General features: G+C 62.1%; 11 protein-coding genes, 1 tRNA gene and 1 riboswitch. Of the genes, 6 read left to right on the top strand and 6 right to left on the bottom strand.

Annotation, left to right across the window (positions count from 1 at the left end):
* Positions 1-91 precede the first annotated feature (91 nt).
* The 5 genes from HKD28_RS02230 to HKD28_RS15885 all read left to right on the top strand — a co-directional run bounded on the left by HKD28_RS02230 (position 92) and on the right by HKD28_RS15885 (position 5,948).
* Entirely contained in the window at positions 92-1,477 is a 1,386-nt protein-coding gene (locus HKD28_RS02230; RefSeq protein WP_194266678.1) for a replication-associated recombination protein A, read from the top strand.
* A complete protein-coding gene (locus tag HKD28_RS02225) occupies positions 1,474-2,478 on the top strand; it encodes an RluA family pseudouridine synthase (RefSeq protein WP_194266677.1) in 1,005 nt (334 codons plus the stop codon). Before HKD28_RS02230 ends, HKD28_RS02225 begins: the two co-directional genes overlap by 4 nt.
* The gene (locus tag HKD28_RS02220; protein WP_194266676.1) at positions 2,475-4,970 is read left to right on the top strand and encodes an AsmA family protein; all 2,496 of its coding nucleotides are present in this window, start codon (positions 2,475-2,477) and stop codon (positions 4,968-4,970) included. Before HKD28_RS02225 ends, HKD28_RS02220 begins: the two co-directional genes overlap by 4 nt.
* Positions 4,967-5,662, top strand: a complete 696-nt coding sequence (locus tag HKD28_RS02215; RefSeq protein ID WP_194266675.1) for an ATP12 family protein — start codon at positions 4,967-4,969, stop codon at positions 5,660-5,662. Before HKD28_RS02220 ends, HKD28_RS02215 begins: the two co-directional genes overlap by 4 nt.
* Positions 5,663-5,816: 154 nt before the next feature.
* Entirely contained in the window at positions 5,817-5,948 is a 132-nt protein-coding gene (locus tag HKD28_RS15885) for a hypothetical protein (protein WP_255314061.1), read from the top strand.
* A 77-nt stretch (positions 5,949-6,025) separates the two neighbouring features.
* Here HKD28_RS15885 and HKD28_RS02210 read toward each other — a convergent pair whose 3' ends face one another.
* The 3 genes from HKD28_RS02210 to metZ form a co-directional block, all read right to left on the bottom strand.
* Positions 6,026-7,192: a bifunctional 2-C-methyl-D-erythritol 4-phosphate cytidylyltransferase/2-C-methyl-D-erythritol 2,4-cyclodiphosphate synthase gene (locus HKD28_RS02210; protein ID WP_194266674.1), complete on the bottom strand. Its 1,167-nt coding sequence runs from the start codon at positions 7,190-7,192 to the stop codon at positions 6,026-6,028.
* An 84-nt stretch (positions 7,193-7,276) separates the two neighbouring features.
* Positions 7,277-7,750 (bottom strand): Co2+/Mg2+ efflux protein ApaG, encoded by a 474-nt coding sequence (gene apaG / locus HKD28_RS02205; protein WP_062030082.1) that lies wholly within the window; start codon positions 7,748-7,750, stop codon positions 7,277-7,279.
* A 41-nt stretch (positions 7,751-7,791) separates the two neighbouring features.
* Positions 7,792-8,985 carry an O-succinylhomoserine sulfhydrylase gene (gene metZ, locus HKD28_RS02200; protein ID WP_194266673.1) on the bottom strand — a complete coding sequence of 398 codons (1,194 nt, stop codon included), beginning with the start codon at positions 8,983-8,985 and terminating at the stop codon, positions 7,792-7,794.
* Positions 8,986-9,058: 73 nt separating this feature from the next.
* A riboswitch (SAM riboswitch) is annotated at positions 9,059-9,138 on the bottom strand.
* A gap of 118 nt (positions 9,139-9,256) precedes the next feature.
* On the opposite strand from metZ, the gene HKD28_RS02195 reads away from it, so the two are divergent.
* Positions 9,257-9,330, top strand: a tRNA-Gly gene (locus HKD28_RS02195).
* Positions 9,331-9,352: 22 nt separating this feature from the next.
* Here the strand turns inward: HKD28_RS02195 and HKD28_RS02190 are convergent.
* The 3 genes from HKD28_RS02190 to HKD28_RS02180 all read right to left on the bottom strand — a co-directional run bounded on the left by HKD28_RS02190 (position 9,353) and on the right by HKD28_RS02180 (position 12,004).
* Positions 9,353-9,892: a hypothetical protein gene (locus tag HKD28_RS02190; protein ID WP_194266672.1), complete on the bottom strand. Its 540-nt coding sequence runs from the start codon at positions 9,890-9,892 to the stop codon at positions 9,353-9,355.
* 52 nt (positions 9,893-9,944) lie between these two features.
* Entirely contained in the window at positions 9,945-10,694 is a 750-nt protein-coding gene (locus tag HKD28_RS02185; protein ID WP_194261893.1) for a 2OG-Fe dioxygenase family protein, read from the bottom strand.
* A gap of 80 nt (positions 10,695-10,774) precedes the next feature.
* Positions 10,775-12,004: an NAD(P)/FAD-dependent oxidoreductase gene (locus HKD28_RS02180; protein WP_194266671.1), complete on the bottom strand. Its 1,230-nt coding sequence runs from the start codon at positions 12,002-12,004 to the stop codon at positions 10,775-10,777.
* Positions 12,005-12,075: the final 71 nt, after the last annotated feature.

Below are 12,075 nucleotides of genomic sequence, written 5' to 3'. Positions count from 1 at the left end.
GGTTTGGGGATTATCCTGACAGGTCGGAAGTCCCATCTCTGATCGGGAAGTCGAAGAACATTTCGGGGAGCGCGGGAAGCCAGTGACGGACATGACAGATCTTTTCGGCGGCGCCCCCGGGGCGAAGCGTCCGTCCGGGCACGCGCCGCACTCTGTACGGCAGGGGCATTCGGTTGAAGCGCCGCAGGTGCAGCGTCGGCCGCCCTCGCGGACGCAGCCTCTGGCGGACCGTCTGCGCCCGAAGCGGCTGGAAGACGTGCGGGGACAGGATCATCTGCTCGGGCCTGAAGGCACACTGACACGGATGTTGGCGCGCGGGACGCTGTCCAGCCTGATCCTGTGGGGCGGTCCGGGATGTGGCAAGACGACGATTGCACGTCTGCTCGCAGGACGGGCCGGGCTGTTTTATTCCCAGATTTCTGCCGTCTTTTCTGGCGTGGCGGATCTGCGCCGGGCGTTTGAAGAGGCGGACCAGAAACAAGCGGCGACGGGCAAGGGCACGCTTCTGTTCGTGGACGAAATCCATCGCTTCAACCGCGCGCAGCAGGACGGGTTTCTGCCTTATGTGGAGCGCGGAACGGTGGTTCTGGTGGGAGCGACCACCGAAAATCCGTCCTTTGCGCTGAATGCGGCACTGCTCTCGCGGTGTCAGGTTCTGGTGCTGAACCGGCTGGATGATGCAAGCCTTGAGAGCCTGTTGGAACATGCGGAGGAGGAAGTCGGTCGTCCACTGCCGCTCGACCCGGAAGCGCGGGCCAGTTTGCGCGCCATGGCGGACGGGGACGGGCGGTATCTGTTGAATATGGTCGAGCAGCTTGTGGCGCTTGATCCGTCGCAGCTGCTGACACCGCGCGATCTGGCGGCGATCCTGTCCCGCCGGGCTATCCTGTATGACCGGGATCGGGAAGAGCACTACAATCTCATTTCCGCGCTGCACAAATCACTGCGCGGCAGCGATCCGGATGCGGCTTTATATTGGTTCGCGCGGATGCTGGAGGGCGGGGAAGATCCGCGCTACATCGCCCGTCGCCTGACGCGCTTTGCGGCCGAGGATGTGGGACAGGCCGATCCGTCCGCGCTGCCGATGGCTGTGGCAGGGTGGCAGACCTATGAACGGCTGGGCTCGCCGGAAGGGGAACTGGCGCTGGCGCAGGTCGTGGTGCATCTGGCGACCGCGCCGAAATCCAATGCGGTTTACACGGCCTATAAGGCAGCCCGTGCTCTGGCGCGCGATACCGGCAGTCTGATGCCGCCGTCGCATATCCTGAATGCACCGACATCCCTGATGAAGGATATCGGATACGGCAAGGGCTACGAATACGACCACGACAGCGAGGGTGGATTTTCGGGCCAGAACTACTTCCCGGATGGGATGCCCAGAGCGTCTCTTTATCATCCCACCGACCGCGGACATGAGGGGCGGATCAGAAAACTTCTGGACATGCGGGCCGCCAAGAGGGCATCCCGCGAACCATGACAGTTACCAACCGCATCGTGACCGAGGATGAGGCCGATATTCGCCTCGACCGCTGGTTCAGACGTCACTACCCCAATCTGACGCAGGGCGCGCTTCAGAAACTGTGCCGCAAGGGACAGATCCGCGTGGAGGGAGGGCGTGTTCAGACCAATACGCGCCTGATCCCCGGACAGACCGTCCGCATCCCGCCGCTGCCGGACGTGGACAAGCCCGCGCCCCTGCCGCCGCCGGATCCGATGCTGGAGCGCGAGATCCGCAAGATGGTGATTTACGAGGACGAGCACCTGCTTGTTCTCGACAAACCATCGGGCCTTGCGACGCAGGGCGGTCCGGGGATTACCAAACATGTGGACATGATGCTTGACGGCCTGCGGCCTGAGGGCGGCGATCGGCCGCGTCTGGTGCATCGTATCGACCGTGACACGTCCGGCATCCTTCTGATTGCGCGGACGCCGGGTGTGGCGGCGAAGCTTGCGGCTGCGTTCCGTGGGCGCGATGTGGAGAAGACGTACTGGGCTGTGGTTGTCGGACGGCCATCGCCGGAATCCGGCATCATCGACCAGCCTCTGGCCAAGATCGGTGCAGGTGGCGCGGCGCTGGTGATCGCGGCGTCACGCGATGAGGAAGACGCGGCTTCGGCCAAGACGGATTATGCGACGCTCGATGCCGCCGGAAAGAAGCTGAGCTGGCTGAAGCTGTCTCCGCTGACGGGGCGAACGCATCAGCTTCGCGTGCATACCGAATCCATTGGCACGCCGATCCTTGGTGATCCGCGCTATGGCGGAAAGGCCGCACATCCGGAAGGCTTTATCGACCGGTTGCACCTGCATGCGCGTCAGCTTGATATTCCTCACCCCGCCGGTGGGCGTTTGATCGTGACGGCCCCTCTGCCGCCGCATATGCGCGAGACATTCCGGACGTTGGGCTTTGTGCCGGGTGAAACGCCCGCGCCCAAACGCGTTCGTGGAGGCATCAGCAAGGGCAGGGGGCCTGCGAAATGAAGAAGCTTACCGGCGGTTTGATTGCCGTCATCGTTGCTTTTGTTGGTGTGAGCGTGGCCACGCATGTCCTGATCGATCAGGACGCGCTCCGCGAGCGTGTGGCCGTGGCGCTTCGGCACCAGACAGGGCTTTCGATGCAGGTCCGTCATTCGTCGGTGCAGCTTCTGCCCTGGCCGGCCTTCGAGGCGTCCGACGTCGTGCTGAAGCGCGATGGGCAGACGCCGGTTCTCAAGGCTCATACGATCCATGCCGGAATTGCCGTCTTTGCCCTGCTGCATCGCGAGGTCCGGTTTCAGGATGTCGTCATCGAAAAAGCGACCGTCAATCTCGTGCGCGGTTCGGATGGACAGGCCAACTGGTCTCTGACGCCGGATCGTGAGGACGAGAATGCCTCTCTGCCGGTGAAGACACGGAGCGGTCAGCGGATCCATGCGCATTGGGACCTGTCGCTTGATGGGCTGCATGTCGCGCAGACGGCCGTGCTCTGGAACGATCACCTAAGCCATACGAGTGGAGCGTTCGGGCTGGATTCGCTGGATCTGGCGGGGCTGCGCAGTCCCAGCCCGTGGATCAGCCTTCAGGGACACCATGCCGGGACGCCCTTCACGCTCAAGGGGCATGTCGGCACTCTGTCGCAACGTCAGGGCACTCAACCCTGGGCGTTCAGCATCGGCACAACGCTGGGTGAGGGCGACAGGCGCGACTGGTTGAATCTGGACGGGCGGATCGGCAATCCGTCTAAGATGGAAAACGTGCTGCTGACGGTTCAGGGCGAGTGGCCCAACCTTCAGGACGCGCATCGTCTGTTCCCTCACGCCAATCTGCCGGATGTTCCGGCACTGGGCGGCGATGTTGCGCTTCAGGGCAGTCCGGGTCCGCTGACTGGTCTGGACGGAAATGCGCTGCTGCACCGTCTTGCGGAGACGATGACGCCCACGCGCGTTCATCTGCATGTCGGCTCTGTTGTGCTGAAACAGGGCGCGGTACAGAATCTTCATCTTGATTCTGCGGGTCCGGATGCAGCGCTGACGGTTACGGCGGATACGCAGTGGCGCGATACGGCGTGGCATGTGGAAGCCGGGGCCGGGACGATGCAGCAGGCGGTTGCTGCATGGCGGAACGGCCTGCAGACCGCAGTGCCGCTAACGGCGGAACTGCGTAGCCAGACCACGCTCCTCTCCGGTGGGCCATCTCTCAATGCACAGGACAAGGCCCGTGTCGCCGTTTCGGGAACGGTTGGTGCGGAAAACGGGCATCTGGTGGCGGAAGGGAGTGGCAAGACACTCCATCTGCCCGGCGCGCTCCTGCATGATGTGAGCCTGCATGGCACGCTGGAGACGCATGACCGCGAGAGCCTTTCACTTGAAGGCCTGACATTCGGCAGTCAGGAACTGGCTCTGGATGGGGCGCTCAAGGTGGTTCTGGGGCAGGATGTGCCGCCCGTTGTGAGCGGAAATATTCATGCCGCAAAAATGGATCTGGACGTGCTCAAGGGGATTTGGCTTGAGCCAGCGCTTCCGGCAGTGGCTGTTCCAACCGTAACGCCAGCGACGTCGCAGGGTAACAAGACTGTTTCGGCGCAAGACGAGCATCCTGTCGCAATTCCGAGTGCGCCGGACCTGACGCCCTCTTGGGTCAAACGGCTGCGGGCGCAGGATGTGAACCTGCATCTGACAGCCGATCACGTCGTGTTTGCGGGACGGGACTATACCGATCTGGCGACGCGACTGACGCTGTCAGGCGGTCATCTGCGTCTGGACCCGATTTCCGGACAGGCGCAGGGGCTGGCGCTTTCGGGGATGGTGGAACTGGATGCCAGCACGCTGCCTGTCTCGGGGAACGTGACCTTCCAGCCGCTTATTCTGCCAGCCGGTCTGCTGGAGACGCGTCTTGGGATGCCGCTGCTCCTTCAGGGGCCTGTGCAGGTCGTGGGGTATCTCTCAGCCAAGGGCAACAACGCTGACGAACTGAGGCAGTCGCTGGACGGGCATCTGGGCCTGTCGATGGTGGACGGTCAGGTGCAGAGTACGCTGCTTGGGCAGATGGCGGGATCTGCGGCCAGTGTGGTCCTCGGGAAAGGCGACCGCTCGCTGCGGTGTCTGGGGCTGCATATGACCATTGCAAACGATATGGCGCATATCGACACGCTGGGGCTCCAGTCCGGGCGCTTCTCCGTTTCGGGCAATGGTACGGTCGGTCTTGGGACGCAGGTTCTGGATCTGCGCCTTCTGCCTGTGGTGGATTTTGAAGGGGCAGGGGCCTCCACACCGGTTGTGCTGACGGGAACGCTCGCGGCCCCGCATGTCGCGCAGGACCGGGATGCGGGCGGCAATTTTCACGTCACGATCGGCGGGGACGGCAATGCTGCCGATCCATGCACGGCCCCTCTGGCTGCTGCACGTGAAGGACAGCCCGGTCCAACGCCTGAGGCAGTCAAGCCTCATCATTCAAAGGCCGGGGATATCCTTCGGACTCTGGGAGTTCTGCATTGAGCGGGCACAAGCGTTTCTGGAAAGCCGTTTCGGTCGTATCCGAGGGCGGCCTGTTCGAGCCGCGTCTGGATGGACGACCGATCCGTCTGCCGCAGGGACGGGTTCTGGCCGTCCGTTCGTCCGCTCTGGCCGACGCCATTGCGGGGGAGTGGGGAGGGATTGCGGAAAATGCGTCCTTCACGCCGGACGCGCTGCCCCTGACCCGGATTGCCGGGACGATGATCGAGCGGACCGCGCCTGATCCGCAGGCAGCACGGGATATGCTGCTCGGACTCGGGGTAGATGACGGGCTCTGTTATTGTGAAGACGGGATCGGGCCTGTTGCGGCGCAGGTTTTCGCCTGGCTTTCGGGTTACGGGATCCACCCGAGTGTAACAGATGGTCTCATGCCAGTGGCGCAGCCGGACGGATATCTGGACGCTCTGGCGCAGCTACTGGCCGCGCGGGATGCTCTGGAGCTTGCGGTTCTGGGTGTGTTGGCACAGGCGACGGGGAGTCTGCTTCTGGCGCTTGCTGTCGTGGGAGGCGCTGTCAGCCTCGTGGATGCTGTGTTGTGGGCCAATAACGACGAAAAATCCCAGCTTGCGACATGGGGGCAGGATGATGAACTCGTCCGCACGATGGAAAATCGCGAGAAGGATATTCTCGATGCGGGACTGTTTCTGACATTGGGACGTAAGGTTTCGATCTGAGAGGAAAATGCCCTGAATGGGGCATGATCTTGCCATATTCGAGGATCATTGAAGGCCCTGCCATGTGACAGAACGAGATGATTGGTGACTCGCCCCGACCGGGGAGCGGGCGCTATTTCCGGTTCTGTCGAACACTGTCAGAGTCGAGGAAGTTATGTCCGTATCCGTTCGTAGGCCCCTGCTGCGTCACATGGGTACCCGTGTCGTGAAGACCTGCTCCATTGGAGCATGGCTTTTTCTGGCTGCGACCCCGCTGATCGTGGTGGTCTGTGCCATTCACGGCTGATTTTTCCTGCAATTCAGGCAATAAAAAAAGCCCGGTCCCCTTAGAGGAACCGGGCTTTTTCGTATCGGAACTGCGGATCAGGCTTCCCCGTTATCCGGGACCATGATGCTGACGGTTGCGGTGGCGGCAATGCCTTCTTCACGTCCCGTAAAGCCCAGACGCTCCGAGGTCGTGGCCTTGACCGAGATGCGGCTGACGCTAACCTTCAGCAGATCGGCGAGGCGCTGGCGCATGGTTTCGGCATGTGGGCCAATCTTGGGGCGTTCGCAGATCAGCGTGATGTCTGCGTTCACGAGAAAGCCGCCGCGCTCGCGGATGCGTTCGCCGGCGTGGATCAGGAAGCGGGCCGAATCCATGTCCTTCCACTCATTGTCGGAAGGCGGGAAATGGCGGCCGATATCGCCTTCGGCCAGAGCGCCGTAAATGGCGTCACACAGCGTGTGGATGCCCACATCGGCGTCGGAATGTCCGGCGAGGCCCTTCGTATGGGGCACCTCAATGCCGCACAGGATCAGCTTGCGGCCTTCCTCGAAAGCATGGACGTCATAGCCCAGTCCGACGCGGGGCAGCAGGTTCCGGTCAATCACACCTTCAAGACGCATCAGGTCCTCCGCAACAGTCAGTTTGATATTGTCTTCCGACCCTTGAACGATCGCCACCGGATGGCCAGCCTGTTCGAGCAGGGCGGCATCGTCGGTGCGGGCATCGCGCAGGGTGCGGTGAAGTTCGAGCAGGGTGCCGAAGCGGAAGCCCTGCGGGGTCTGGGCACGCCACAGCCCGTCACGCGGGACGGTATCGATAATGATGCCGTCGGCGGCTTTCTTGATCGTGTCGATGACGGCGACGGCCGGAATCACGCCTTCATGGGTTTTCAGCGCGTTGATGACGTTCTGTACCACCTCTTCGGGGACGCAGGGGCGGGCGCCGTCATGGACCAGCACCAGATCGGGCGGCTCGGGCAGGGCCGCGAGAGCTTCAAGGCCGTTGCGCACGCTGTCATGGCGTTCCGCGCCGCCGCTGACGGGCGGTAGAACGTCCAGCCCTTTCAGGCTGTCGGCCAGCAGAGGATCGTCCCCGACCGGCAGGAGCGCGTCCACATGCGGCAAAAGGGCTTCGGCGGCTCTACGGATGACGGGTTTGCCCCGCAGCATCCGGAATTGCTTGGAAGAAGTGTCCCCGTTTTGTGAGGACGCATCGAAGCGCCGGCCACGACCGGCAGCGAGAAGAAGGGCAGCGATACGCATGGGGGAGGAATGGGCCGGGACGGCAGGGACGTCAAGGTCGCGATGCTGCCCGCGCCGTTCTTCACAGACGCCCGATACGGCCTGTCAGTGGATCAGCGTGCTGTCATGGGGGCTGTCGAGACTGAATACGGGGATGCTGACGTCAAAGCGATGGCCCGAACGTGGCTCCAGCATGTGGTAGGTGCCGTGCATAAAGCCCGAGGGCGTGGTCAGCATGGCGCCAGACGTATAGTCGAACTGTTCCTGCGGAGCGATTACGGGCTGTTCGCCAACAACGCCATCGCCATGGACATGCTCCTTGCGGCCAAGCCCATCCACGATTTCCCAACTCCGGGACAGGAGCTGGAAGGTGTCCTTCCGCTCGTTCTCGATGCTGATGTGATAGGCCCATGCATATTGGTGATCTTCAGGATGGGACTGGTCGTCCAGCCAGAAGGTCCGGACCGTGACTGTCACGTCGTCGGTGGTTTTGCTGAAGCAGGGCGCAGTTTCCATGGCTTCGGCGAGGGCTGTCTCGGGATCGGCATGGAGAAGGGGGTGGGATGACTTGTCAGGCATAATGCCATTGTAAAGCCATCCCGGTCTTTTGTCAGAAAAACTTATGCAAGGGCCGCAACTGCTGCGGCGCCGCGCTTCAGATCGTCGATCAGGTCTGCCGGATCTTCCAGACCGACGGAAAGACGGATGGCGCCTTCCGTGATGCCCAGACGCGCACGTTCGTCTTCGCTGACGCGCATATGGGTCGTCGTGGCCGGGTGGGTCGCAAGGCTGCGAGCGTCACCGAGATTGTTGGAAATCGCGATGATTTTGAAGGCATTCATGAAGGCGAATGCGCCCTCACGGCCCTTGTCCACCACGAACGCGACCATGGAGCCGCCATTGCTCATCTGGGTTTTGGCAAGTTCATGCTGCGGATGGTCGGCGCGCCCCGGATAGCGGACCTGAACGACACCCGGAAGTTCGGCCAGCGCATCGGCGACGGCAGCGGCATTGCGGGCCATGGCATCCGTACGGAGCTGGAGCGTTTCCAGACCCTTGAGCAGAACCCAGGCGTTGAACGGCGACAGAGCATTGCCGGTATTGCGGGTGTAGGGCTGAAGTGTCTCGTTGATCCATGCACTGGAACCGAGCACCGCGCCTCCAAGAACGCGGCCCTGACCGTCGATATGTTTCGTACAGGAATAGACGATCACATCCGCGCCCAGCTTGAGCGGGGACTGACCGAGCGGTGTGGCGAACACGTTGTCCACGATCAGCAGGCCGCCAGCCTTATGCGTCAGTTCGGCCACACGCGCGATGTCGAGGACGTCGAGCATCGGGTTGGACGGGCTTTCGATCAGCACGGCTGCTGTTGGCTTGGACAGGGCGCGCTCCCAGGCGTCGTAATCCGTACCGTCCACCAGTTCGGTCTCGATACCGTAGCGGGGCAGGAGGTTGGTCACGATCCAGTAGCAGGAGCCGAAAATGGCGCGGGAAGCCACAACACGATCACCGGCTTTTACATGCGACAGGATGGCCGAGGAGACCGCGCCCATGCCGGTTGCGGTGGCAACGCAGGCTTCGGCGCCCTCGAGGAGTGCGAGGCGCTCCTGAAGCGTATCGACGGTCGGGTTGCCGAAGCGGGAATACTGGAAGTGCTGGACGTCGCCTGTAAAGGTCGCAGCGGCCTGTTCGGCGCTGTCATAAACGAAGCCGGAGGTCAGGAAGAGGGCTTCCGACGTCTCGCCGAATTCCGTACGGTTCGGAGCTTCGTGCAGGAGGCGGGTGGCTGTGCGCCAGTTTTCTGAAGACATGATGTGTCCCTCCATAAGACGCCCTGTAGAGAAAGGGCGCATGTGGCGGGCCGTGGAAGTCCTGGGAATCGTTCGATAACGACGCAGGGCCTCTTTAGCGCAATTCTTTAACCTCGCCGCAAGCCGGCCGCTCAAATCACGAGGGTCAGTCACGCCGGAGCGTTTGTGACACCCGGACTATGGGCTGTATTTCGGTTTTGCGTCAACACCCTGAAGTCCGGATGGGGTGGATTGCGAAAGACGGGTGTAGCGGTTATGGTCCGTGCGGAGTGCGGGCGTAGTTCAATGGTAGAACGGCAGCTTCCCAAGCTGCATACGGGGGTTCGATTCCCCTCGCCCGCTCCAGACCTTCCAGAAAAATCAGTGATTATTTTGGCATCGGCGGTGCGCTGAGCGTGTCCTGATATTCCTTGCCGTTCCAGATCCAGCGGTCGTTCGGGCTGACCAGAAGGTCGTGCATGCCTTTATGGCGCGTGGGGAGGACGGAAATATCGCCGTTCACCGAGTCCAGAACCGTGTTCCAGGTATCGTTGTGCTTCAGATAGACCGAGGTGGTGCAGCCTGCGGAGCCGCAGAGGCGGGCGGACTGAAGCTGGACGAACAGGGCTTCGTCATTCTTGCCGGACGAGAGCGATGCGGAACCAACGAGGACGACAGGCTGATCGTGATGTTTCGCCGCGTCCTGAAGATCATCCTCGTTCAGTTTGCGGGCGTCTTCATCCAGCTTCGTGCCCGGATGCGCTGTCAGAATGACGGGCGCTGCACCCGCATTGGCGGGCTGCGCGGCGTGGCGCGTATGGTGATGGCTTTTGCCTGTCGCAGCATCCGCACAGGACAGTGCTGCGGGGAGCATGAAGGACAGGGCCAGAACTGCCGCGCGGCGGGAAAGAATCTGCTGGATCGACATGGCACCAATCATAACACGAAATTGAAGACGGGCATCTGTGAAGGTTTTGATGTCATTCATGGCGCAGCGTGACCACGAGCACGTCCCGATAGGCCGGCTGGGCTGGATCGACAGGCTGCACCGCCGTAACGCCGTGATAGACGCGATGGTCGTCCACAATGGCGGCATCGAGCGGGTTGATGAGGGTGAAGGACCCCAGCGGTTCCTTCCGCATATCGTGGATCGTAGTGACGCCCTGTTCCACGTTGTGACGGGCGACCATGAGGACCAGAACCCAGTCCACACCGTCGCGGTGCAGGCCTTCGGGCGTGGGGCGTCCTTCATTGCCGGGACGCGCCTCGATGCGGAACTGATGCACTTCCACATGCCATGACGGCGGCTTTTCCGTGGGCGGCGTCAGGGCATCCGCGATTGTGCTGATGGTGCGGATGGCGGCGGTCATGGCCGGGTGGGATGCGATCGAATCTGCGACGGCCGGAAACCATCGCTCAACCCCGCCATTGAGGAGGTTGTAGTCCCGGCTCTGGTAATGGGGCTGATGTTTTTTGCGTGTGATGGTCTCGCCCGAGACCGCGAAAGTCGCATAACGGCGGCGGCGGTAGCGGCCACCATCCGCCATGTAGCGATCAAGACCCAGATGATTCCAGCTTTCCGCGAAGCCCTGCCAGTCAGTCAGGCCCTCATGGTCGAGCAGTGGGCGTGTGGTCTGGGCCTGAAGGAAGGCGAACCCTTTTTCCAGCAGGGTGTCTTCGATGTCGGTCAGAACCCTGTCAAAGGGTGGGGAGAGATCGGTAGGGCTCATGAATCCTCGGAACAGGGGACGCAGGGTCTGGGGACACTACGTGCCACATTCCCCCTTTGACGGAATTCTGAAAAGGGTTTTCAGCCCCCCAGATCAGGTTTGACGGGAGAAAGATGCTCGCGGAGCGTGCTGCAGGCTGTCGGCGTGATGCCCAGAATGCCTGCAAGATGCTGGCGGTACAGCCCTTCATGGATCAGGCGTGCGGCCAGACCCGAGAGCAGACCGCCGCCAAAGCTGCGCTTGGCGTCCAGCATGCCCCAGCCGTTATAATCCCCAAGGGCCACGACGGCGCCGCGATCGTTATAAGCGAACGGGGCAGGGGTCTTACCTGCGATAATCTCCGACAGGGCACGACCGATATACTGGCCCTGCTGCCGTGCGGCCTGGGCCGTTGGGGCAATCGGTGCGGCGTCGATGCGGGAGCAGTCACCGATCGCGAAGACGGTCGGGTCCTGCGTGGTCTGAAGCGTCGTGGTGACACCAAGCTGGCCCGAGCGGCCGCGTTCGAGGCCTTCCAGAAGGCTCGTGGCATCCGAAGCACGAACGCCCGCAGCCCAGACGCGGAGGCTGGCAGGGATATGTTCGCCGGATTTGAGGCTGAAACCTGTTTCGTCCGCACCAACCACCATGGCTTCAGTTCGGACGGCAATACCGAGATTTTCGAGCTGGCGTGCGGCGGCCGAGGAGACGGCTTCCGGGAAGGCCGGAAGGATACGCGGGCCGGTTTCGATCAGCACAGCGTTCAGCAGGGATTTGCGAACGGAGGGGCCGAGACCGCGGGCGTCGTCAATAGACTTGCACAGTTCGGCAATGAGCTGCACGCCGGTTGCGCCGCCGCCAACGATGCCGATGGAGAGCTTTTCGCCTGCCGTCCGAGCTTTCTGAACGGCCTCGCGGAAGGTCGCGAACAGGGTGTCTGCGTCGTTCAGATTGTCGATGAACATGCAGTGATCGACGATTCCGGGAATGCCGAAATCATTCGCGCGCGAACCAAGGGCCACCACCAGATAGTCGTAGGGCAGTGTGGCGCCCGTATCGAGCGAGACCGTCTTGTTGTCGCGGTTGACCGTCGTGGGGCTGCCCTGAACGAAGGTGAAGCCGAATTTGGCTGCTGTCTCGGTGAAAGGGATGCAGTTGCCTTGATGCTGCATGGTGCCCGCAGCGAATTCGTGAAGGGCCGGCTTCCAGTAATGGACGGGGCTGCGATCAACGAGTGTCAGGGAAATATTCTGGTGACGGCCCAGAGCCGCAGCGGCTTCAAGCCCACCGACGCCACCGCCAAGAACAAGCACGCGAGCTGCAGCAGACATGGACATTTTCCTTATATCAGGTGCGAAACGGCACCCGGTTTTGCGAGCGCCTGAAGGAGATCAACGACAGA

Source organism: Gluconobacter cadivus (assembly GCF_015244745.1).
In the GTDB taxonomy this organism is placed as follows: Bacteria; Pseudomonadota; Alphaproteobacteria; order Acetobacterales; family Acetobacteraceae; genus Gluconobacter; species Gluconobacter cadivus.
Note: the sequence above shows the minus strand (reverse complement) of the source record. Positions and strands in the feature narration are given on the sequence as shown.

Coding starts and splice junctions, on each gene's coding strand:
- HKD28_RS02230 (WP_194266678.1), top strand. CDS start 92: ATGACAGATCTTTTCGGCGGCGCCCCCGGGGCGAAGCGTCCGTCCGGG.
- HKD28_RS02225 (WP_194266677.1), top strand. CDS start 1,474: ATGACAGTTACCAACCGCATCGTGACCGAGGATGAGGCCGATATTCGC.
- HKD28_RS02220 (WP_194266676.1), top strand. CDS start 2,475: ATGAAGAAGCTTACCGGCGGTTTGATTGCCGTCATCGTTGCTTTTGTT.
- HKD28_RS15885 (WP_255314061.1), top strand. CDS start 5,817: ATGTCCGTATCCGTTCGTAGGCCCCTGCTGCGTCACATGGGTACCCGT.
- HKD28_RS02210 (WP_194266674.1), bottom strand. CDS start 7,192: ATGCGTATCGCTGCCCTTCTTCTCGCTGCCGGTCGTGGCCGGCGCTTC.
- apaG (WP_062030082.1), bottom strand. CDS start 7,750: ATGCCTGACAAGTCATCCCACCCCCTTCTCCATGCCGATCCCGAGACA.
- metZ (WP_194266673.1), bottom strand. CDS start 8,985: ATGTCTTCAGAAAACTGGCGCACAGCCACCCGCCTCCTGCACGAAGCT.
- HKD28_RS02190 (WP_194266672.1), bottom strand. CDS start 9,892: ATGTCGATCCAGCAGATTCTTTCCCGCCGCGCGGCAGTTCTGGCCCTG.
- HKD28_RS02185 (WP_194261893.1), bottom strand. CDS start 10,694: ATGAGCCCTACCGATCTCTCCCCACCCTTTGACAGGGTTCTGACCGAC.
- HKD28_RS02180 (WP_194266671.1), bottom strand. CDS start 12,004: ATGTCTGCTGCAGCTCGCGTGCTTGTTCTTGGCGGTGGCGTCGGTGGG.